The following is a 21974-nucleotide window of genomic DNA, read 5'->3' as shown; positions in this document are numbered from 1 at the left end:
GTGGCAGCGGGCGCGGCGATGAGCGGGTTGCCCCGATGCGATGGCCGCGGCTACTCTGCCCCATCTCTCGCACACAGTGCCAAAAATGCCCGTTCCTGTCTTGCTTGTCCGCGCTTGGCCATTGTTGGCGCTCGCTGCGATGGTGTCGTTGGTGCCGGAGGCACATGCCCAGCGGGTCTCGGCCCGCGACCGGGTGAAGATCGAAGCGCTGGAGCAGCGCATGACAGCCGCGGAGAAGCGCTACGGCGACGCGCTGGTGCTGGTGGCCAACGCCGACCCCAAGGGCCGCAACGAGGCCGATGCGGCGCTGGAGGACATGGAGGATGTGATCAGCGCCTGTGTGGCCCAGAAGGGCTGCCAGGTCAGCAATCTGCTGACCACCTACAAGCGCCTGCTCAAGAACACCGCCGATGGTCAGGGTGAGGACGCCGATGCCATCGTCGCCGACGGCGTCCTGCTCGAGGCCGATCCGGACCATGTCGGGCCGCTGGCGGCCGATGTGCCCGAAGCGGCGCGTGCGGCCGCGCTGCTGAACGACAAGCGCCACGCCTTCGACAGCATGGTCGAGTACAACCCGGCCGTGCAGGCGGGTATCCGCCGCTGGCTCACCGACATGCGCCCGGCGCTGCTCACCAGCTATGAGAACTACCAGAACCTGCGCGCGGTGATGTGGCCGGAGTGGGAGAAGCGTGGCCTGCCCGAGGCCCTGCTGTTCGGCATCATGGCCAAGGAATCCAATGGCCGCGTGCACGCCTCCTCGCGCGCCGGCGCGGCCGGCCTGATGCAGTTCATGCCGGCCACCGGCCGCCGCTTCGGGCTCGGCCCGGATGGCACCGGGTTCGACACCCGCTTCGATGCACGCAGCGCCGCCGAGGCCAGCGCCTCGTACATGAACGAGCGCATGCGTGAGCTCAACAAGAACATCGAACTGTCGCTGGCCGCCTACAACGGCGGTGAGGGCCGTGCGGCGCGGGTGTATCGCCAGAGCGCGGGCCAGGGCTTCTGGACCGACAGCGTCTACAACCAGTTCCCCGGCGAGACCAAGGACTACGTGCCGATGGTGATCGCGGCCGCGTGGATCTACCTGCACCCGCAGCAGTACGGTGTGGAGTTCCCCAAGATCAGCGCGCAGCCGGCCACCCTGCGCCTGGCCAAGTCCACCACGATCTACGAACTGACCATCTGCCTGGGCAGTGCCGGTACGCGCGACGGCTACATGCGTGTGCTGCGCAACCTCAACCCGCGTTACGAAGCCGACGGCTGGATTCCGGCGGGCACCACGATCAACGCCACCACGCGCATCGCCGGGCTGTACAACCGCTACTGCGTCAGCGGTCCGCGCGCGGACCTGGCGCGCACGCTGATCACCGCCGACCTCAACGCCGCCATCGTGCGCCCGTCGGCCGCCACCTACACCGGCAATGTGGCGGTGGGCAGCGTGGTGCCGATCGCCGAAGCGCAGGACAGCGCCCCGGCGGTCACGCCGGCCGCCCCCGTGGCCGTGCCGCGTGCGTCGTCCAAGCCGAAGCCCAAGCCGGTGCGCAGCCACAAGGTGGGCAAGGGCGATACGCTGGGCCGCATTGCCGCCAAGTACCAGTGCGACCTGCCGGCGCTGGCGCGGGCCAATGGCCTCAAGGCGCCGGGCTACGCGCTGCGCCCCGGCCAGACGCTCAAGCTGCAGGGCTGCGACAGGTAACCGACATCCATCACCGGCCGTGGCAGCGCGCCACGGCCCTCATGTAACAGACAAAGGAAGCAAGATGGATATCACCGCGATCAACGAGATGTTCGCCAACATCCGCGAGAACACCGATTGGGACCTCAACGGCCCGATGCTGTGGGGGTACTTCTTCGTCAACACCACGCCGGAACCGCTGAACGGCCTGGGCGAGAAGCTGGTGGCGATGGGCTACACCCTGGTGGAAATTTTCGAGCCGGAGCTGGAGGAGGGCGAGGCGCCTTACCACGTGCTGCACGTGGAGCGCGCCGAGGTACACACCGAGGCCTCGCTGGATGCCCGCAACCACGAGCTGCAGACCCTGGCCGAGCAGAACGGAGTGGAAGATTACGACGGCATGGACGTTGGGCCGGTCGAGATCTGACCGCACGTCAGGCTCTGCCCGCAACGGCAAACGCCCCGCGAAAGCGGGGCGTTCTGCGTTGGGTCAGCGCAACGTCGCCAGCGCCTGACCCAGCTGCACGGCGTGCTCGGCGTCCAGGTGCGGCGCGAAATCGGCCACGCCCGGCGGCAGCAGCACGATCACGGTGGAGCCGTAGTTGAAACGGGCCATCTCCGCGAACCGTGCCAGGGTAATCCCCTTGCCGCGGTAATCCTTCCGCGTGATCGTGTCGCCATAGCGCGGGATCTCTTCGCCGCCCCACACCGTTTCCACGCCCGATACCAGCAGCGCACCGACCATCACCGACACCATCGGCCCGAAGTCGGTATCGAAATGGCAGACCAGCCGCTCGTTGCGGGCAAACAGGCCCGGCACCGTGTTGACCGCTGCCGGCCCGACGCTGAACAGCCGGCCGGGCACGTGCACCGTCTCGCGCAGGGTGCCGGTCCACGGCATGTGCACGCGGTGGTAGTCCTTCGGCGAGAGGTACACGGTGGCGTACAGACCGTGGCGGAAGACCTCGGCATCGGCGGCGTCGCCCAGCAGTTCGGCGGCCGTGAACGACTGGCCCTTGGCCTGGAAGATCCGCCCGTCTTCGATCGCGCCGAGCTGGCTGATCCGGCCGTCGGCCGGCATCACCAGCGTGCGCGGATCGGGATCGGCTACGCGTGCGCCGGGCCTCAGGGCGCGGGTGAAGAACTGGTTGAAGGTGGCGTAGCTGCGCGGGTCCGGGTTGGCGGCTTCGGCAAGGTTGACGCCGAACCTGGCGGTGACCGTATCGATCAGCCAGCGCGAGATGCGCGGATTGCTGGAATACGCCAGGCGCCGCGCCATCGAAGACAGCAGACGGTGGGGCAGGGCATAGCTCAGCGTGGTCATCAGACTCATGGGGCGGATTTCTCGGTCAGCAGTTGCAGGTCGCGGGCGATGGCCGGCGCAGTGAAGGGAGGGCGGATCAGGCCGGCCAGGCGGCCCTGCGGGTCCAGCACGGCCAGGCTGGCCGAGTGCTCGACGGTGTAATCCTCGGGGTTTTCATCGAAGTGCTTGCCGGGCACCTTCTGGAACACGAAGCCCAGCGAGGTGGCAAAACGCTCCAGAGACGGCACGTCGGCGGTGGCGGCCAGGGTGTCCTTGTGGAACGCATGGACGTACTCGCCCAGGCGGGCCGGCGTGTCGCGCTCGGGGTCGACCGAGATGAACACCAGCCGCGGGCGCAGCGTCTCGGGCAGCGCTTCCCACTGTTTCTGGGCCTGGGCCAGGTCGCCCAGGGTGGTCGGGCAGACATCCGGGCAGAACGTGAAGCCCAGGAACACCAGGGTCCAATGCCCCTTCAGTTCGCCCGGAATCAGGCGCGTGCCGTCAGATTGGCCCAGATTGAAGTCGGGCAGGGGCCGCGGCTGCGGATAGAACGTGATCGACTCGGTGGCCGGTCGGTCGCCGGTTGGCGTGGGCGCGAACACCTTCTGGGCCACGACCAGGCCCAGCCCGGCGGCCAGCGCGATGAGCAGGATGATGCCGACGTTGCGATTGAACATGTAAGGCCCGTTCCCGGAAGGGGCCACCATGATAGGGGCGGTGGCGGCCTGGGTGGTTGTTCTCCACCCGTTTCTTCTGCAACGGATGCTGGCCGGCATGGGGTCGCCTATAATCGGGGGCCACTTTGTCTGTTGCCCCGCCATGACTGCCGAAACGGCCGCCGAACTCCACACGATCATCGATCTGATCCGCTACGGCACCAGCCGTTTCAACGCCGCCGGGCTGACCTTCGGGCACAGCTACGACAACGCCCTGGACGAAGCGACCCAGCTCGTCCTGCACACCCTGCACCTCCCGCATGACCTCGGCCCGGCCTATGGCGCCGCCCGGGTCACCACGCCGGAGAAGGCCGAGGTGCTGGCCCTGTTCGAGCGCCGCATCACCGAGCGCCTGCCGGCCGCCTACCTGACCGGGGAAGCCTGGTTCGCCGGCCTGAGCTTCAAGAGCGACCCGCGTGCCCTGGTGCCGCGTTCGCCGATCGCCGAACTGATCGAATCCGGTTTCGACTTCTGGCTGGGCGGCCGTGACGTGCACCGCGCGCTGGACCTGTGCACCGGCTCGGGCTGCATCGCCATCGCGATGGGCCACTACTACCCGCATTGGGAAGTGGATGGCGTGGACCTCAGCGACGACGCACTGGCCCTGGCCGCCGAGAACAAGGAACGCCTCGACGCCCACAACGTCACCCTGATCAAGTCCGACCTGTTCAACGGCCTCACCGGCCGTCACTACGACCTGATCGTCACCAACCCCCCGTACGTCACCAACGACGAGACCGATGCCCTGCCGCAGGAGTACTCCTACGAGCCGGAAATGGGCCTGCGTGCCGGTGACGACGGCCTGGATCTGGTGCTGAAGATCCTCCGCGACGCCCCGCTGCACCTCAGCGAGGATGGGCTGCTGATCTGCGAAGTGGGCGAATCCGAGCGTCACCTGAACAAGCTGCTGCCGGAGGTGGTCTTCAACTGGATCGAGTTCAAGGTCGGCCAGATGGGCATCTTCGCCATCGAATGCCGCGAGCTCATCGCCCACAGCGCCCGCATCACCGAGCTGGCCAATGCCCGATAGGCCGGCCATCGCCACGCGCGTCCGCTGGGCCGATCTGGCCCTGCTGATGCCGTTGGCGCTGCTGCTGCCGTTCGCGCTGATCATCGTGATGATGGCCCTGCAGAGCGGCGTCGCCTGTTTCAGCGGCGACACGATGCACTGCCGGTACGCCGCCGAGCCCACCGAACAGCTCTGGTATCACCTCAAGGGCCTGGCGTACGGCGTCTCGGGCCTGCTCGGTGGGGCCGCCGTGGTCTGCTGTGCGATCGTCGATGGAGCGCTGCTGCAACGACGCCCGCTGCTGTCGCGGGCGCTGACTGTCGCCCTGCTGATCGGTCTTGCCGTCGCCGTGGCCACCGTCGTCGCCAGCGTCGGCAGCAGCCCGGACGGCTGGCGCGGCGGCTGGGGCCGCCCGGTGTTCATTCTCAGCTTCACCCTGCTGCCGGCCATCGTCGCCGTACGCCACCTGCCGCGCGTGCTGCGCGCCGCCTTCCCCCGTCATGCGGTATCCCATGTCCAGTAATACCTTCGGCAAGCTGCTCTCGGTCACCACGTTCGGCGAATCGCACGGTCCGGCGATCGGCTGCGTGATCGACGGCTGCCCCCCGGGACTGGAGATCGACGCCGCGGAATTCGCCCACGATCTGCAGCGCCGTGCCACCGGCAAGAGCCGGCACACCTCCGCGCGCCGCGAAGAAGATGCCGTTGAAATCCTGTCCGGCGTCTATGAAGGGCGTACCACCGGTACCCCGATCGCGCTGCTGATCCGCAACACCGACCAGCGCAGCAAGGACTACAGCACCATCGCCCAGCAGTTCCGTCCCGGCCACGCCGACTACAGCTACTGGCAGAAGTACGGCATCCGCGACCCGCGCGGCGGCGGGCGCTCGTCCGCACGCGAAACCACCATGCGCGTGGCCGCCGGCGTGATCGCCAAGAAGTGGCTGCTGCAGCGCTACGGCGTGCGTGTGCGCGGCTACCTGTCGCAGCTGGGCGAGATCACCCCGACCGGCTTCGACTGGTCGGCGGTGGAAGAAAATCCGTTCTTCTGGCCGGTGGCCGGGCAGGTGCCCGCACTGGAAAGCTACATGGACGCGCTGCGCAAGTCCGGCGATTCGGTCGGTGCGCGCGTCAACGTCGTGGCCGACGGCGTGCCGCCGGGCTGGGGCGAGCCGATCTACGGCAAGCTCGACGGCGAACTGGCCGCCGCGCTGATGAGCATCAACGCGGTCAAGGGTGTGGAGATCGGCGACGGCTTTGCCAGCGCTGCCCAGAAGGGCACCGAGCACCGCGACCTGATCACCCCCGACGGCTTCGCCAGCAACCATGCCGGCGGCATCCTCGGTGGCATTTCCACCGGCCAGCAGGTCACCGCCTCGATCGTGCTCAAGCCGACCTCCAGCCTGCGCCTGCCCGGCGCCACGGTGGATGCCAGCGGCGCGGCCGTCGAGGTGATCACCACCGGCCGTCACGATCCCTGCGTGGGCATCCGCGCCGCCCCGATCGCCGAGGCGATGATGGCGCTGGTGCTGATGGACCAGGCCCTGCGCCACCGCGCCCAGTGCGGCGACGTGGGCGACATCACGCCGCGCATCCCGGGCAGCATCGATGGCTGATCCGCGCCCCAGGGTCTGGGTCAGCCAGCCGCTGTTCGACGATGTCGTCGAACGGCTCGGGCAGCATTTCGATCTGGACATGACCGGCGAGGTCACTCGCTACACGCCATCGCAGCTGGCCGAGCGGCTGGCAGGCGTCGACGGCGCGCTGATCACCCTCAACGAACGCATCGGCGCGGCCGAAATCGCCAACGCGCCGCAGCTGCGTGCCATCGCCAATGTCGGGGTGGGCTACAACAACCTGGATGTCGACGCGCTCAGCGCCGCCGGCATCCTGGCCAGCAACACCCCGGACGTGCTGACCGAAACCACCGCCGATCTCGGCTTCGCGCTGTTGATGGCCGCCGCCCGCCGCATCACCGAGTCCGAGCGCTGGCTGCGCGACGGCCAGTGGGGGCAGTGGTCGTTCCAGACCATGCTCGGCGCGGACATCCACGGCAGCACGCTGGGCATCCTCGGCATGGGCCGCATCGGCCAGGGCATCGCCCGCCGTGGCGCGCTGGGCTTCGGCATGCGCGTGCTGTACCACAACCGATCGCGCCTGCCGGAGGCCACCGAGGCCGAGGTCGGCGCGGTGTACGTCGACCTGGACACGCTGTTGGCGCAGGCCGACCACCTGGTGCTGGTGCTGCCGTACAACGCCGCGTCGCACCACATCATTGATGCGGGCGCACTGGCGAAGATGAAGCCGGGTGCCACCCTGATCAACATCGCGCGGGGCGGCATCGTCGACGAGCTGGCGCTCGCCGATGCCCTGGCCAACGGCCGCCTGGCCGCCGCCGGGCTGGACGTGTTCGAGGGCGAGCCCACGGTCCGCCCGGAACTGCTGGCCCTGCGCAACGTGGTGCTCACCCCGCACATCGGCAGCGCCAGCCAGGCCACGCGACGGGCGATGGTGCAGCTGGCCGTGGACAACCTGACGGCCGCGCTGGACAAGGGGCCCCATGCCGGCCACCCGCCGAGTGCGATCAATGCCGACGCCGTGAACGCTGCCCGTACCGGCGGCGCGATCGCGGGCGCGAAAAAAACCGACGACGCAAAACGATAGGGAACCGCCGCGGACATCACGCGAGGTTCCCCGAACCCACTCCGCGTTCCATATACATCCGGCAGGTGCCGACCGTTGGTCGGTACGCCCTTCAAACAAACACGGCAGGTGCCGACCCTTGGTCGGCACGCCATCACACGAGGTTCCCCATGAACAATCCAGATCGTCGTTTCCACGTCGCCGTCGTCGGTGCCACCGGTGCTGTCGGCGAAACCATGCTGGCCATCCTGGCCGAGCGTGATTTCCCGATCGCCACGCTGAGCCTGCTCGCGTCCTCGCGCTCGGCCGGCGGCGAGATCGAGTACCGGGGCGAGAAGATCAAGGTCCAGGACCTGGCCGAGTTCGATCCGGCCGGCGTGGACATCGCGCTGTTCTCCGCCGGTGGCAGCGTCTCCAAGGAGTTCGGTCCGAAGTTCGCCGCCGCCGGTGCGGTGGTGATCGACAACTCCTCGGCCTTCCGCTATGACGACGATGTGCCGCTGGTGGTGTCCGAAGTAAACCCGGAGGCGTTGAAGAACCGCCCCCGCGGCATCATCGCCAACCCGAACTGCTCGACCATGCAGATGCTGGTGGCGTTGGCGCCGCTGCATCGCCAGTACGGCATCCAGCGCATCAACGTGGCCACCTACCAGTCGGTGTCCGGCGGCGGGCGCTCGGCGTTGGAAGAGCTCGGCAAGCAGACCGGCCAGCTGCTCAGCTTCCAGGAAATCGACCCGCAGCGCTTCCCGGTGCAGATCGCCTTCAATCTGATCCCGCACATCGACGACTTCCAGGACAACGGCTTCACCAAGGAAGAAATGAAGCTGGTCTGGGAAACCCGCAAGATCCTCGGCGACGACAGCATCCTGGTGAACCCCACCGCCGTGCGCGTGCCGGTGTTCTACGGCCACTCCGAAGCGGTCACCATCGAAACCCGCGACAAGGTCACCCCCGATGCCGCGCGTGAGCTGCTGTCGCGTTCGCCGGGCGTGGAAGTGGTCGACCGGCATGAGGCAGGCGGCTATCCGACGCCGGTGACGCATGCGTCGGGCAACGATGCGGTGTATGTCGGCCGCATCCGCGAGGATCTGTCGCACCCGCGCGGGCTCAACCTGTGGATCGTGTCGGACAACATCCGCAAGGGCGCCGCCCTCAACGCCGTGCAGCTGGCCGAGCTGGTCGCCGCCGAAGGGTGAGCGGGTGGGCGGTGGCGGCATGGGGATGCCGCCGACCGCACCACATGAATCATCGCCGATCAAGGGGGGAGCCTGTAGATTGTCCACAAGGAAGAACCGGGCTCCGGGCGCATTGCGCCCGCTCAAGTATGTGTCGACGCTGCTGCTGGCTCTGGCCAGCAGCTCCGCCCTGGCCCTCGGCCTGGGCGATATCCGTGTGCTGTCCAAGCCCGGCCAGCCGCTCCTGGCTGAAATCCCGGTGATTTCGGCCGATCCGGCCGAACTGGAACAGCTGCGGGTCTCGCTGGCCTCGCCGGCCACCTTCGCCCGCGTCGGGCTCGAGCCGCCCAGTGGTCTTGTCAGCGAACTGCAGTTCGAGCTGACCCGCAATGCGCAGGGCCGCGCGGTGGTCCGGGTGAGCAGCCATGCACCGGTCGCGACGGCGTCGCTGAACTTCCTGATCGAGGCCGACTGGGGGCAGGGCAGGCTGGTACGCGAGTATTCGGCGCTGGTCGATGCGCCCAACAGCGCTGCTGCTGTTGCCGAGCCCGAGATCGTTGCGCCTGCCGGTGCCCTGTCCAATGCCATCGTGCGCGAGCCGGCCGCCGCGCCGGCTGTCGCGGCCCCGGCCGCCGCGGCACCCGCCCCGCGTCCGGCGGCGGGTCCCGCGCGCGCCGCGTCTGCCCGTCCACCGGCCCCGGCCGCCGTGGGCGCGGACGGCATCACCGTCCAGCGTGGCCAGACCCTGTCGCAGATCGCCGCGACGGTCGCACGCGAGCAGGGCGTCAGCCGCGACCAGGCGATGGTCGCGCTGCTGCGCGCCAACCCCGAGGCCTTCATCCGCGGCAACGTCAACCTGCTCAAGCAGGGCGCGGTGCTGCGTGGTCCGGCCGGCAACGGCGGCGAGGCCATCGATGCCAACGAGGCTGCCGCGATCGTGCGCGAGCACACCGCCCAGTGGCGCCAGTCGCGCGCGGCGATTCCGCAGCCGGCCGACACCGCCGCCAACACGCCGGTCCCTGCCGGCGCCGCGGCGGCGCCGGTCGCCACGCCGCGCCAGGGCGCGCGTCTGGAAATCGCGCCGGCCGTCGCCGCTGCCGACCACACCGCAGGAACAACCACCGGCACCGCCGCCGGCAGTGAGGGTGACATGCTGGGCAACGAACAACTGCGTCAGGCCAAGGAAGAGGTCGCCACCCGTGATGCCGAGATCCAGGAGCTGCGCAATCGCGTCGCCGAGCTGGAGAAGCTCAAGACCCAGCAGCAATCGCTGATCGCAATGAAGGACAGCGATCTGGCTGCAGCACAGCAGCGCCTGGCACAGGCCCCGTCGCCGCGCGAAGGCAGCAGCGGCGGGTGGTACTGGTTGGGCTTGGTGGTGCTGGTGATGGGCGTGGTGGGCTGGCTGTTCAGCCGCCGTCGCAAGGCCTCGCCGCTGCCGCCGCTGTCGCGCGACAGCCTCGACGGTGCCGCGCTCGCCGCCGCCGTGCCGGCCGCCGATTACGTGGATGAGCTGGCCGCGCAGCAGCGCACGGCCGACGATGACGAGGACGCATACGTTGCAGCCCCGGACGACGCCCCGCTGGCCGATGGCCTGCGCCGCGAGCCGGTGTTCGCGCTGGAACCGGTGACCAGCGACAGCCCGGCCGTGGACGAGGCTGCGGACCCCGTCGATGTCGTGACGGAGGTCGAGCCCGAGCCTGCACCGGTGCTGCCCGGTCCGCCGGCGCACGCGCTGGAAGCGGCGGCGCAGCCGTCCTTCCGTGGCGTGTTCGAGTATCCGGCCGAGCCGGTGTCCGGCGCCGATGCAACGGATACCGACGCGGCGAGCGACGAAGCGGTCGACGCCGTGGACGCGCCTGCCGATGACAGCGTGTTCGCGCCTGCGCCGGGACGTGACCGGCTGGAGCTGGCGATCGCCTACCTGGACCTGGGCGACGCCGAAACCGCGCGCACCCTGCTGCAGGAAGTGGCCGTGGGTGCGGACCCGCACATGCAGGCCGAAGCGCGCGAGCTGCTGGCGCGCCTGGGGTGAACGACGCGCGTGTCCGTCGTTCCCCGGCTTGATTCCCGGGCCGTTTCCGGCCCGGTTCCCCGACGAAACAGAGGTTGAGCATGCGCTACGCGTTGGGCGTGGAATACGATGGCAGTGAGTACAAGGGCTGGCAGCAGCTGGGCGAGAGTGGTTGCCCGAGCGTGCAGGCCAGCCTGCAGGAGGCGCTGTCCTCGGTGGCCGATGCCCCGATCCAGGTGACCTGCGCCGGCCGCACCGATGCCGGCGTGCACGGCGAATGCCAGGTGGTCCATTTCGATACCGACGTGGTGCGCGATCCGCGCGGCTGGACGTTGGGCACCACGACCCGGTTGCCGCGTTCGATCGCCGTGCGCTGGTGCGTGCCGGTGGCCGACGATTTCCACGCGCGCTTCTCGGCCCGGGCGCGGCGCTACCGCTACCGGCTGCTCAACCGGCAGGTGCGGCCGGCGCTGTACCGCCAGACCCTGAGCTGGGAACGCCGCCCGCTGGACGCCGGGCTGATGCACGCAGCCGGCCAGGCGCTGCTCGGCGAGAACGACTTCAGTGCCTTCCGCAGCATCCAGTGCGAGGCCCTGCATGCCCGGCGCGACCTGCAGGCGATCAGCGTGGCCCGTCACGGCGAGGTGGTGGAGGTCTGCGTTCAGGCCAATGCATTCCTTCATCACATGGTGCGCAATATCGTCGGCTCACTGATCCTGATCGGTTGTGGGGACAAGCCGGTGTCGTGGATGGCCGAGCTGCTGGCTGGCCAGGACCGCACCGTGGCCGGTCCCACCGCCCCCCCGCAGGGACTGGTGTTCGTTGGACCGCTGTACCCCGACAACTGGCATCTGCCCGCCGAGGTCACCTTATGAGCCGCTCTTTCTATCGCACCCGCATCAAGTTCTGCGGCATGACCCGGGCCGGCGATGTCCGCCTGGCCGGCGAGCTGGGCGTGGACGCGGTCGGCTTCATCTTCGCCCGCGAGAGCAAGCGCCGTGTCGCCCCGGCCGAGGCCCGGGCGATGCGCCAGGCCATCGCGCCGATGGTGGATGTCGTCGCGCTGTTCCGCGACAACAGCAAGGAGGAGGTCCGCGAAGTGCTGCGCACCGTGCGGCCGACCCTGCTGCAGTTCCACGGCGACGAAGACGAGTCGTTCTGCCGCAGCTTCAACATGCCCTATCTGAAGGCCGTGGCGATGGGCGGGCGCGACGACGTCAACGCCCGTCAGCTGCAGCTGCGCTATCCCAGCGCGGCCGGCTTCCTGTTCGACAGCCACGCACCGGGCGGCGGCGGTGGCACCGGGGTCGCGTTCGACTGGACGCGTCTGCCGACCGGCCTGCACCGTCCGTTCCTGCTGGCGGGTGGCATCACCCCGGACAACGTGTTCGATGCCATCGTCGCCACCCTGCCGTGGGGCGTGGATGTGTCCAGCGGCATCGAAACCGAACCGGGCATCAAGGACGGCTACAAGATGCGCAAGTTCGTCGAGGAAGTGCGCCGCGCCGACTGCCACGAGGCGGACTAGGGTCGCCGGCGCCCATCCGCGGCAGCGCCCGCCCGGTGGGCGGGACAGCGTTGAGGCGTCCATGCGCCGCAATGCCGCGCAGCCGGCCAGCGCCCGGCACTACGTGAGATTCCCGGCCAGCCAGTCCGCCAGCGCGTCCACCCGCGCATCCTGCGCCCCTTCCGGCGTTGCCAGCACCCAGAAGCCGCCGGTCGCGCCGAATCCCCACGGCGCGAGCAGGCGTCCCGCCGCCAGGTCGTCGGCCACCAGGGGTTCGGGCGCGATCGCCACGCCCAGTCCGGCCACGGCCGCCTCCAGCAGGTAGTACAGGTGCTCGAACCCGGTGCCCAGCTGCAGTCGCGCGGGGTCCAGCCCGTGCGACGTTGCCCACTCCGGCCACGCCTGCGGGCGTGAGGTGGTATGCAGCAGCGCTTCGTCCAGCAGCGCCTGCGGCGGATGCCCGCGCAGGCGCGACGCGGCAGGATGGTGCGGGCTCACCACCACGCCGACCCGTTCCGGCGCCAGCGGGCGCACCCGCCAGCCGCGCGGCCACGGCGGCTGCGCCAGCAGCAGGATGGCATCCAGCGCCTGCTGCTCCGTGGTGAAGCTGCCATCCTGGGCCGACCAGTGCAGCGGCAGCCCGGGCAGGGCGGTCTGCAGTGCCTGCAGCCGTGGAATCATCCAGCGCGCCAGGATGCTGCCACTGCAGCCGAGCACCAGCGGGCCTGGGCGTTGCTCGCGCCTGACCACCGCGACGGCGTCGCGGATCTGGGCGAAGGCACCCTCACAGGCGGTCTGCAGTACGGTGCCGGCCGGGGTCAGCCGCAGCCCGCGGCCGTCGCGCACGAACAGGGCCACGCCCAGCACGTCTTCGAGCACGCGCAGCTGACGGCTGATCGCGCCATGCGTCACATGCAGGGCCTCGGCGGCGCGGCCCACGCCGCCGAGGCGAGCCGTCGCCTCGAAACTGCGCAGGGCGTTGAGCGGGGGCAGGGCGGGGGCGCTCATGTGAGTTTTCCTGACGGGTCGTGGCAGATATTGTCGATATTACTGTCATGACCCGTGCGTTAAAGTGTCAACCTGTCTCCACCGGTCATCGCGCCATGTCCTCCTCCCCCGCGTCCCCCATCGCCGATTTCCATGCCTATCCGGATGCCCAGGGGCATTTCGGCCGCTACGGCGGCAGTTTCGTCGCCGAAACCCTGATCGGGCCCTTGCAGGAGCTGGCTGCCGCCTACGACGAGGCGCGCCGCGATCCGGCCTTCATCGCCGCCTACGACAAGGACCTGACCCACTACGTGGGCCGGCCGAGCCCGATCTACCACGCCGAACGCCTGAGCCGTCAGGTCGGTGGCGCACAGATCCTGCTCAAGCGCGAAGACCTGAACCACACCGGCGCGCACAAGATCAACAACACCATCGGCCAGGCGCTGCTGGCCGCGCGCATGGGCAAGAAGCGGATCATCGCCGAGACCGGCGCCGGCCAGCATGGCGTCGCCAGTGCCACCGTGGCGGCACGCCTGGGGCTGGAATGCGTGGTGTACATGGGCGCCACCGACATCGAGCGGCAGAAGATCAACGTCTATCGGATGAAACTGCTGGGCGCCACCGTGGTGCCGGTGACGTCCGGGTCGGCCACGCTCAAGGACGCGCTCAACGAGGCGATGCGCGACTGGGTCACCAACGTGCGCGACACCTTCTACATCATCGGTACCGTCGCCGGCCCGGACCCCTACCCGCGCATGGTCCGCGATTTCAACGCCATCGTCGGACGCGAAGCGCGCGCGCAGATGCTGACCGATTACGGCCGCCTGCCCGATGCGATCACCGCCTGCGTGGGCGGCGGCAGCAACGCCATCGGCCTGTTCCATGCCTTCCTCAACGACCGCGAGGTCCGCATCGTCGGCGCCGAAGCCGCCGGTGACGGCATCGAAACCGGCCGCCACGCCGCCTCGATCGCGGCCGGCCGCCCGGGCGTGCTGCACGGCAACCGCACCTACGTGATCTGCGACGACGACGGCCAGATCATCGAAACCCATTCGGTTTCGGCCGGCCTGGATTACCCCGGCGTGGGCCCGGAGCACGCCTTCCTGGCCGATGCCGGCCGCGCCGAGTATGTCGGCATCACCGACGACGAAGCGCTCGCTGCGTTCCATCAGCTGGCGCACAGCGAAGGCATTCTCGCCGCGCTGGAATCCAGCCACGCGGTCGCCCAGGCGATCAAGCTGGCGCGCGAGCTGCCCAGCGACAAGCTGGTGCTGTGCAATCTGTCCGGCCGGGGCGACAAGGACGTACATACCATCGCTGCACGCGAGGGTCTGATGCTGTGAATCCCCTGCTGCGCCAGGGAAGTGCGCTGCTGATCGTGGTCGGCCTGACCGGCTGCACCCCGCCGGACCCGCCGGTGCTGCCGGCCGCGCCGGCGGTACCGAGCGCGATCGCCCCGGCACGGATGCCGGCGAGCAACGAAGATGACATCGCCAACCGTCCGATCGAGGACGACCCGGCGCCCGAGCCGGCCGTCGAACCGGTTGCCCCCGACGACGACGCGCCTGCGGTGGTCTCGGTGGCCCTGGACCACGCCGGCGACATCGTGATCGGGCAGCGCTTCAGCGTGGCCGATGCCGATGACCAGTGGCATTCGGCGGGCCTGAGCGAGGGCGGGGCGCCGGGGCGCTGCGAGTTCTATGAGCGCGGCAGCCTGCCCGAGGGCGTCTCGATGATGGTCCAGGATGACCACGTGCTGCGTTTCGACCTGGCGCTGCTGGACGGATCGGGCGAGACCATCACCCAGCCCGGGCCGTTCGGGCTGCGTCTGGGCATGTCGCGCGACGACGCGCTGCGGCGCCTGCCCGGCGGCAGCACCGTGCAGCCGCATGCCTACGTCCCCGACGGCGGCGAGTACCTCACCTGGCAGGACCCGGGCTCGGATCTGGCGATCCGGCTGGAAATCGTCGATGGGGCGATAACGAAGATGTACTGGGGCGCCAGCGGCGCTGTTGAAACGTTCGAAGGATGTGCCTGACATGAGTGTGGACCGTATCGATGCCTGCTTCGCCCGCCTGCGCGCCTCCGGCCGCAAGGCGCTGATTCCCTTCATCACCGCGGGCGACCCGGGCCTGGAGGCGACCGTGCCGGTCATGCACGCATTGGCTGCCGCCGGAGCGGACGTGATCGAACTGGGCGTCCCGTTTTCCGATCCGATGGCCGACGGACCGACCATCCAGCGCAGCTCCGAGCGCGCGCTGGCACGTGGGGCAGGGCTGCGCTATGTGCTGGAGACCGTGGCGGCCTTCCGCCGTGACGATGCCACCACCCCGGTGGTGCTGATGGGCTATCTCAACCCGGTCGAGATCCACGGCACCGCGCGCTTTGCCGACGCGGCGATTGCCGCCGGCGTGGACGGCGTGCTGCTGGTGGACCTGCCGCCGGAAGAAGCCGCTGAAACCCGGGAGATCTTCACCGCCGCTGGCCTGGCCCTGATTCTGCTGGCCTCGCCGACCACCGCCGATGCGCGGCTGGATACCCTGTCCGCGATGGCCCAGGGCTACCTGTACTACGTCAGCTTTGCCGGCGTTACCGGTGCATCCGACCGCCTGGACAGTGCCGCCGCCAGCACCCGCCTGCGCGATCTGCGCAGCCGCTCGCAGGTGCCGGTGGTGGCAGGGTTCGGTATCAAGGACGCGGCCAGTGCGGCGGCGATGGCGGTGGAAGCCGATGGTGTCGTGGTCGGCAGCGCCCTGGTTGCCGCCCTGGCCGAGACCGGTGATGCCGCAGCCGCCGCCAAGGTGGCCCGCACCTTCCTGCAACCGCTGCGCGAGGCGCTGGACGCGCGGTAATTGCGACCGCCGCGCACCCCCGAACGTACGCCCCAGCACGGTTTTCACGCCCGCGTTACCGCACCGGCAGGGGGTCCCGGGCACCGTACGGGTGAGCTAGACTGTCCGCCTTTGCGGCCCTCGGGCCGCCCTGAACGGAAGTAGCATCCCGCATGAGTTGGCTCAGCAAGTTGATGCCGTCTGGCATCCGCACCGACAACGTCCCCAGCAAGAAGCGCAGCGTCCCCGAGGGCCTGTGGGAGAAGTGCAGCAGCTGCGGCAGCGCGCTCTACCGTCCCGAGCTGGAGGAGAACCTCGAGGTCTGTCCCAAGTGTGGCCATCACATGGCCATCCGCGCACGCGCGCGTCTGGCCGCGCTGTTCGACGCCGACAGCACCACCGAGATCGGCGCACGCCTGGGCCCCACGGACCTGCTCAAGTTCAAGGATCAGAAGAAGTACAGCGAACGCATCAAGGCCTCGCAGAAGAACACCGGCGAGTACGACGCGCTGATCGCCATGCAGGGCCTGATGAAGGGCCGCCCGCTGGTGGCCTCGGCCTTCGACTTCGCCTTCATGGGCGGTTCGATGGGCTCGGTGGTGGGTGAGCGTTTCTCGCTGGCCGCCGAAAAGGCGCTGGAGATCGGCGCACCCTACGTGTGCTTCTCCGCCAGCGGCGGTGCACGCATGCAGGAAGGCCTGTTCTCGCTGATGCAGATGGCCAAGACCTCGGCCGCGCTGGGTCGCCTGCGCGACGCCGGCCTGCCGTACATCTCGGTGCTGACCCACCCGACCACCGGTGGCGTGTCGGCCTCGTTCGCCATGCTGGGCGACATCAACATCGCCGAACCGCAGGCGCTGATCGGCTTCGCCGGCCCGCGCGTGATCGAACAGACCGTGCGTGAAAAGCTGCCCGAGGGCTTCCAGCGGTCGGAGTTCCTGCTCGAGCATGGTGCGATCGACCAGATCTGCGATCGCCGCGAAATGCGCGACCGCCTGTCCGAGCTGCTGGCCATGCTGGGGCGCCAGTCCGCGCCGGCTGCGGACGCCGCTGCCTGATGGGCGCGCGCAGATATTTCGGCACCGACGGCATCCGCGGTCGGGTCGGTCAGGGCGTCATCTCGGCCGACTTCGTGCTGCGCCTGGGCAATGCGCTCGGTCGCGTGCTGACCGCCCGCAACGGCCATCGCCCGGGCCACCGCCCGGTGGTGGTGATCGGCAAGGACACGCGCATCTCCGGCTACATGTTCGAAGCCGCGCTGGAAGCCGGGCTGGTTGCCGCCGGCGCCGACGTGCAGCTGCTCGGGCCGATGCCTACCCCGGCCGTCGCGTTCCTGACCCGCACGCTCGGGGCCGATGCCGGCATCGTCATCAGCGCCTCGCACAACCCGCATTACGACAACGGCATCAAGTTCTTCTCCGCCGATGGCGAGAAGCTCGATGACGCCACCGAGCTGGCACTGGAAGCAGCGCTGGACGAACCGTTCATCACCGCCGAATCGGACCGCCTTGGCAAGGCCATGCGCGCCCGTGATGCGGTGGGCCGCTACATCGAATTCTGCAAGGCCAGCGTGCCGCGCGCCTTCGACCTGCGCGGGTTGAAGATCGTGCTCGACTGCGCCCACGGCGCCACCTATCACATTGCGCCGCTGCTGTTCCGCGAGCTCGGTGCGGACGTGGTCGCCATCGGCGCCGAGCCCAACGGCGTGAACATCAACGACGGCGTCGGTTCGATGCACATCGACAACCTGGCCGCCAAGGTGCGCGAGGCCGGTGCGGATCTCGGCATCGCCTTCGATGGCGACGGCGACCGCGTGCTGATGGCCGATGACCAGGGCAACCCGGTCGACGGCGACGACCTGCTGTACGTGCTGGCGCCGTCCTGGCGTGGGAATGGTCGTCTGCGCGGCCCGGTGGTGGGCACCCTGATGACCAACTTCGGGCTCGAGCAGGCGATGGAGCGGCTGGACATTCCGTTCCTGCGCAGCAACGTCGGTGACCGCTACGTGCACCAGGCGCTGGTCGAGGGTGGTGGCGTGCTGGGCGGTGAGGCGTCCGGGCACCTGCTGTGTCTGGATCGCGCCACCACCGGCGATGCCATCGTCAGCGCACTGCAGGTGCTGGAAGTGCTGCGGCGTGAGAACACGTCGCTGCGGCAGGCGCTGTCGGGCCTGCACAAGGTGCCGCAGAAGACCGTCAACGTGCGCCTGGCCGGCGTCTCGGCCAAGGCCATCGTGCAGTCCGACGGCGTGCAGGCCGCGCTCGCGGCCGCGCAGCAGGCCGTGCAGGGTCGCGGTCGTGCGTTCCTGCGTCCGTCCGGCACCGAGCCGGTGGTACGCGTGACCGTCGAAGCGGACAGCGGCGAGCTGATGCAGTCCACGCTGGACAACCTGTCCGCCGCGGTGAAGGCGGCGGCAGCGGCCTGACCGTCGCCGGTGGCGCACAAAAAAACCCGGCTTCGGCCGGGTTTTTTCATGGCGCCGGCGTCAACCTCCCGCCGCTCAGGGCCCCGGCACCATCTTCTTCTGCGTCGCCTTGAACCGGTTGAACAGCGGTGCGATCAGCGGGTGGTAACTCCACGCGATGCGCTTTCGCAGCCAGCGTGCCGGGCGGTTGCGGATGGCGAAGCGGTAGATGTGGGCCGGGTCGCCGCCGACCACATTGCGGCCGAACGGGTGGGTGGTATGCAGGTGGGTGAAGCCCTGCTGCCGTGCGATCGCCACGTAGTCCTCGTCGAAATCGCCATACGGCCAGCACAGGGTGTCCGAGACCGTGCCCAGTTCCTGCTGCAGTACGTCGCGCGCACGCGACAGGTCGCCCTCGATGCCCGCGCACTTCTGCGCACGGCTGATCGCCTGCTTCATCCAGCGCGTGTGCGTATGGGTATGGCAGTGCACTTCAAAGGTGCCGGCGGCGATCATCGCGCGCGCCTCGCTCCAGCGCATCATCACCGTGTCCGCGCGGTCGTCTTCCAGGATCGCCGCTTCGCAGCCGCGATGATCCGGTGTGGCCGGCAGGGTCACGCCGGCCTGGCCCGCATGCGGCCGTTCCGGGCCATCGCCCATCCAGCCGGTGACCACGAACACCACCGCGTGCATGCCGTACTTGAGCAGGATCGGGTGGGCGTAGACCCAGTTGTCCAGGTAGCCATCGTCGAAGGTGATCACGATCGACTTGCGCGGCACCGGCTTGCCGGCCAGAAAGCCGGCGTACTGCTCCAGCGTCAGCGAGGTCCAGCCATCGGCGGCCAGCCACGCGATCTGGCTTTCGAAGTTTTCCGGGGACACGGTGATCATGCCCGGCGAGGGCGACACATGGTGATGCATCAGCACCGGGACGGATCTAGCGTTGGCCATGCCCAAGTTCCTTCAACCACTGGTGGTAATAGTGTTCGGTCGCTTCGGTGTGCCCGGAGGGCGTGAAGCGCTGCGCGCTGTGCATCCATTCCCAGCCGGCACGGCCCATGCGGCGGCGTTCCTGCGGCTGTTCGACCAGCGTTTTCAATGCGTGGGTCAGCGCGGCCTGGTCGCCGAGCGGCGCGAGCATAGCATTGCTCCCTTCCATCACCATTTCCGGCACGCCGCCCACCCGCGTGGCCACGATCGGCACGCCCACGTAAGCCGCTTCCAGGAACACGGTACCGGCCGCCTCCTTGTGGCTGGCGAGCGCGAAGATGTCGAACGCGGTCATCAGGCGGCACGCGCCCAGGCGGTAGCCCAGCAGGTGCACCTGGCTGGCGATGCCCAGTTCCTCGCGCAGCGCCAGCAGGCGGTCCATCACCGGTTGGCCGTCGCCGACGATCACCAGCTGCAGGGTGGGGTGCCGGCGGCAGAGCGGGGCGATGGCGTGCAGCAGGTCGGCGTGGCCTTTCGGCTCGCGCAGCACCGCCACGCAGCCGACCACGATCTGGTCGTCGTCGAAGCCGAGTTCACGCCGGACCTCGGCGCGGGTCTCCTGCAGGCACTGCCACGGATCGTCCTTGTTGATCTGCGTCCACTGCGGCGGGACCGCGATGGGCGGCACGATGCCGATCCGGTCTCCGGCGATGCCGCGCGTCACCAGCAGCTGCTTCACGAAACTGCTGACGGTCAGTACCCGGTGCGGCAGACCGGTATAGGTGAGCAGCGAATTGACCGGGCTCATCAGGTGACGCGAGCGCACCACCAGCGGCGTGCCGCCCAGGCGCGCCCCGGCCGCGGCGATCAGGCTGTCGCGCCGGCTGGTGGTGTTGACCACGTGGTAGCCGTGGCGCCGCACCAGGCGTGACACCGAGCCGATGCCGCGCAGCAGGCGCAGCAGGCCGCCCATTTTCAGGGTGTGCACGGTGAAGCCGGCTTCCCGCGCGATCTCGCCGAGCCGCGCGCCGGGTTGGCACAGCAGCGAGACGTCATGACCGCGGTCGCGCATGGCCAGCATGTGCCGGTAGATGTAGATCTCCTGGCCGCCAAAGCCCTTGGCCGCCTCGGTGTGCAGGATCTTCAGCGGGATGACGCGGTGGCCGGGTGCCTCCGCGGACTCCGCGTTGGCGCGGGCGAAGGGATCGGCGATGGGCGGCCAGGCATCGGCCTGCCGGGTGCTGCCAACGAAGGAGGAGGGCACAGCGGGAACCGGCGAGGTGGCGTCCATAGGGCGGATCGAGTGCTGCAGCAGAGGAGGGGACGCGTGGCGGCGGCGGCGTCGTTGGCCCGTTCAGTTGGCACGGGTGGCGCGCATTGTATCGGCTTGTATCAATGTATCGGTGGCGGCATGAGCCCGATCTGTCACAATGTTCAGCCGGGCCACAGGTGCGGCCCTTCGTCCATCCAAGAACAAGCCAGGTAACGCTGTGAGCCAGATTCCGACCCTCGACATCACCCGTTTCGACAGTGACCGCGACGCCTTCGTCGCAGAGCTGGGCGCGGCCTACCGCGAATGGGGTTTCGCGGGCATCCGCAACCACGGTATCCCGCAGGCCGACATCGACGCGGCCTACGACGTCTTCAAGGCCTTCTTCGCTCTGCCGGAGGAGACCAAGCGCCAGTACCACGTGCCGGGCAGCGGCGGCGCCCGCGGCTACACCCCGTTCGGCGTGGAAACCGCCAAGGGCTCCCAGCACTTTGACCTGAAGGAGTTCTGGCACATCGGCCGCGAGATCCCGGACGACTCCAAGTACCGTGACGTGATGGCGCCGAACCTGTGGCCGTCCGAGGTTCCCGGTTTCCGTGAGCGCGGCTATGCCCTGTACCAGGCCCTGGACAACCTGGGCTCGCGGGTCCTGTCGGCGCTGGCGCTGCACATCGGTCTGCCGATCGACTTCTTCGCCGACAAGACCAACAACGGCAATTCGATCCTGCGCCCGATCCACTACCCGCCGATCACCGCCGAGAACATCCCCAACGTGCGCGCCGGCGCCCACGGCGACATCAACTTCATCACGCTGCTGGTCGGTGCCAGCGCGGCGGGCCTGGAAGTGCAGTCGCACGAAGGCAAGTGGGTGCCGTTCACCTCCGACGCGGACACCATCGTGGTCAACATCGGCGACATGCTGCAGCGCCTGACCAACCACGTGTACCCGTCCACCATCCACCGCGTGGTCAACCCCCCGGGCGAGCAGGCACGCCAGCCGCGTTACTCGGTGCCGTTCTTCCTGCACCCCAACCCGGACTTCCTGATCGACGTGCTGCCGACCTGCATCACGCCGGAAAACCCGAGCCGCTACCCGGAGCCGATCACCGCCCACGGCTTCCTGGAAGAGCGCCTGCGCGAGATCAAGCTGAAGTAACCGCCCACCCGACCGGACCGGTGGGTACCGACCGAACCGGTAGGTACCGACCGTTGGTCGGTACGCCCCAGAGGGCTGCCAAAAGGCCACCGTCATGGTGGCCTTTTTGTTTGTCGCGAACTGCGCGGCTGCTCCTTGCCATCAGCGCGGGGCGAGGCCCGGCACACCCCTCCGCGACACGCCGTGAACCCATCCCTGGGGGCTGCTCCAAAACATCCATGTTTTGGAGCGTCGCTGCGGGGTGCACCGGGCCTCACCCCTCAGACAGTCCCTCGACCGGATCGGACAGCAGATTCAAGCCGTCGGCATTGGCCGCTTCTGCCGTCCGGTCGCCACCATCTGTAGGGGGCTGGG

21 protein-coding genes are annotated in these 21974 nt (G+C 69.0%); 16 read left to right on the top strand and 5 right to left on the bottom strand.

Annotated elements, in window-relative coordinates; translation table 11 throughout:
- The first annotated feature begins 85 nt into the window (after positions 1 to 85).
- Both ACO6VK_RS17995 and ACO6VK_RS17990 read left to right on the top strand, forming a co-directional pair.
- On the top strand, positions 86 to 1696 hold the full coding sequence (locus tag ACO6VK_RS17995) for a transglycosylase SLT domain-containing protein (RefSeq protein ID WP_422509554.1): 1611 nt from the start codon (positions 86 to 88) through the stop codon (positions 1694 to 1696).
- 64 nt (positions 1697 to 1760) lie between these two features.
- The gene (locus tag ACO6VK_RS17990; protein ID WP_422509552.1) at positions 1761 to 2102 is read left to right on the top strand and encodes a ribonuclease E inhibitor RraB; all 342 of its coding nucleotides are present in this window, start codon (positions 1761 to 1763) and stop codon (positions 2100 to 2102) included.
- Positions 2103 to 2165: 63 nt separating this feature from the next.
- On the opposite strand, the gene asd is transcribed toward ACO6VK_RS17990, so the two are convergent.
- Together asd and ACO6VK_RS17980 are read right to left on the bottom strand one after the other, a co-directional pair.
- Positions 2166 to 3008 carry an archaetidylserine decarboxylase gene (asd, locus tag ACO6VK_RS17985; RefSeq protein WP_422509550.1) on the bottom strand — a complete coding sequence of 281 codons (843 nt, stop codon included), beginning with the start codon at positions 3006 to 3008 and terminating at the stop codon, positions 2166 to 2168.
- Entirely contained in the window at positions 3005 to 3655 is a 651-nt protein-coding gene (locus ACO6VK_RS17980) for an SCO family protein (protein WP_422509547.1), read from the bottom strand. The genes asd and ACO6VK_RS17980 overlap by 4 nt, the downstream gene beginning before the upstream one ends.
- A 142-nt stretch (positions 3656 to 3797) precedes the next feature.
- Between ACO6VK_RS17980 and prmB the strand changes: the two genes are divergently transcribed.
- The 8 genes from prmB (at position 3798) to ACO6VK_RS17940 (ending at position 12063) form a co-directional block, all read left to right on the top strand.
- Positions 3798 to 4724 carry a 50S ribosomal protein L3 N(5)-glutamine methyltransferase gene (prmB, locus tag ACO6VK_RS17975; RefSeq protein WP_422509545.1) on the top strand — a complete coding sequence of 309 codons (927 nt, stop codon included), beginning with the start codon at positions 3798 to 3800 and terminating at the stop codon, positions 4722 to 4724.
- Positions 4714 to 5226 carry a hypothetical protein gene (locus tag ACO6VK_RS17970; protein WP_422509543.1) on the top strand — a complete coding sequence of 171 codons (513 nt, stop codon included), beginning with the start codon at positions 4714 to 4716 and terminating at the stop codon, positions 5224 to 5226. Before prmB ends, ACO6VK_RS17970 begins: the two co-directional genes overlap by 11 nt.
- Positions 5216 to 6319, top strand: coding sequence for a chorismate synthase (gene aroC / locus ACO6VK_RS17965; RefSeq protein ID WP_422509541.1), 1104 nt, complete (start codon positions 5216 to 5218; stop codon positions 6317 to 6319). The genes ACO6VK_RS17970 and aroC overlap by 11 nt, the downstream gene beginning before the upstream one ends.
- Positions 6312 to 7367, top strand: coding sequence for a 2-hydroxyacid dehydrogenase (locus ACO6VK_RS17960; protein WP_422509539.1), 1056 nt, complete (start codon positions 6312 to 6314; stop codon positions 7365 to 7367). Before aroC ends, ACO6VK_RS17960 begins: the two co-directional genes overlap by 8 nt.
- 149 nt (positions 7368 to 7516) lie before the next feature.
- A complete protein-coding gene (locus ACO6VK_RS17955) occupies positions 7517 to 8542 on the top strand; it encodes an aspartate-semialdehyde dehydrogenase (RefSeq protein ID WP_422509537.1) in 1026 nt (341 codons plus the stop codon).
- Between the two features lie 112 nt (positions 8543 to 8654).
- Positions 8655 to 10556, top strand: a complete 1902-nt coding sequence (locus ACO6VK_RS17950; protein WP_422509535.1) for a FimV/HubP family polar landmark protein — start codon at positions 8655 to 8657, stop codon at positions 10554 to 10556.
- Between the two features lie 80 nt (positions 10557 to 10636).
- The gene (gene truA, locus ACO6VK_RS17945; protein ID WP_422509533.1) at positions 10637 to 11410 is read left to right on the top strand and encodes a tRNA pseudouridine(38-40) synthase TruA; all 774 of its coding nucleotides are present in this window, start codon (positions 10637 to 10639) and stop codon (positions 11408 to 11410) included.
- Entirely contained in the window at positions 11407 to 12063 is a 657-nt protein-coding gene (locus tag ACO6VK_RS17940) for a phosphoribosylanthranilate isomerase (protein WP_411851648.1), read from the top strand. The genes truA and ACO6VK_RS17940 overlap by 4 nt, the downstream gene beginning before the upstream one ends.
- A 99-nt stretch (positions 12064 to 12162) precedes the next feature.
- Here the strand turns inward: ACO6VK_RS17940 and ACO6VK_RS17935 are convergent, their stop codons facing one another.
- Positions 12163 to 13050 (bottom strand): LysR family transcriptional regulator, encoded by an 888-nt coding sequence (locus ACO6VK_RS17935; protein WP_422509531.1) that lies wholly within the window; start codon positions 13048 to 13050, stop codon positions 12163 to 12165.
- Positions 13051 to 13145: 95 nt separating this feature from the next.
- Between ACO6VK_RS17935 and trpB the strand changes: the two genes are divergently transcribed.
- From trpB to glmM, 5 genes are all read left to right on the top strand, one after another.
- On the top strand, positions 13146 to 14372 hold the full coding sequence (gene trpB / locus ACO6VK_RS17930; RefSeq protein ID WP_422509529.1) for a tryptophan synthase subunit beta: 1227 nt from the start codon (positions 13146 to 13148) through the stop codon (positions 14370 to 14372).
- A complete protein-coding gene (locus ACO6VK_RS17925; protein WP_422509527.1) occupies positions 14369 to 15067 on the top strand; it encodes a hypothetical protein in 699 nt (232 codons plus the stop codon). Before trpB ends, ACO6VK_RS17925 begins: the two co-directional genes overlap by 4 nt.
- A 1-nt stretch (position 15068) precedes the next feature.
- The gene (gene trpA, locus ACO6VK_RS17920) at positions 15069 to 15881 is read left to right on the top strand and encodes a tryptophan synthase subunit alpha (RefSeq protein WP_422509525.1); all 813 of its coding nucleotides are present in this window, start codon (positions 15069 to 15071) and stop codon (positions 15879 to 15881) included.
- Positions 15882 to 16033: 152 nt separating this feature from the next.
- A complete protein-coding gene (gene accD / locus ACO6VK_RS17915; RefSeq protein WP_422509523.1) occupies positions 16034 to 16918 on the top strand; it encodes an acetyl-CoA carboxylase, carboxyltransferase subunit beta in 885 nt (294 codons plus the stop codon).
- On the top strand, positions 16918 to 18285 hold the full coding sequence (glmM, locus tag ACO6VK_RS17910; RefSeq protein WP_422509521.1) for a phosphoglucosamine mutase: 1368 nt from the start codon (positions 16918 to 16920) through the stop codon (positions 18283 to 18285). Before accD ends, glmM begins: the two co-directional genes overlap by 1 nt.
- A 75-nt stretch (positions 18286 to 18360) precedes the next feature.
- On the opposite strand, the gene ACO6VK_RS17905 is transcribed toward glmM, so the two are convergent.
- Positions 18361 to 19215: a polysaccharide deacetylase family protein gene (locus ACO6VK_RS17905; protein ID WP_422509519.1), complete on the bottom strand. Its 855-nt coding sequence runs from the start codon at positions 19213 to 19215 to the stop codon at positions 18361 to 18363.
- Positions 19202 to 20485, bottom strand: a complete 1284-nt coding sequence (locus ACO6VK_RS17900; RefSeq protein WP_422509517.1) for a glycosyltransferase family 4 protein — start codon at positions 20483 to 20485, stop codon at positions 19202 to 19204. Before ACO6VK_RS17900 ends, ACO6VK_RS17905 begins: the two co-directional genes overlap by 14 nt.
- Before the next feature lie 199 nt (positions 20486 to 20684).
- Between ACO6VK_RS17900 and ACO6VK_RS17895 the strand changes: the two genes are divergently transcribed.
- The gene (locus ACO6VK_RS17895; protein WP_422509515.1) at positions 20685 to 21620 is read left to right on the top strand and encodes an isopenicillin N synthase family dioxygenase; all 936 of its coding nucleotides are present in this window, start codon (positions 20685 to 20687) and stop codon (positions 21618 to 21620) included.
- Positions 21621 to 21974: the final 354 nt, after the last annotated feature.

Origin of the sequence: Stenotrophomonas sp. GZD-301 (genome assembly GCF_049310345.1) — a bacterium.
In the GTDB taxonomy this organism is placed as follows: domain Bacteria; phylum Pseudomonadota; class Gammaproteobacteria; order Xanthomonadales; family Xanthomonadaceae; genus Stenotrophomonas.
The sequence above is the reverse complement of the archived record's forward strand: the minus strand, read 5'-3'. Positions and strand labels throughout refer to the sequence as shown.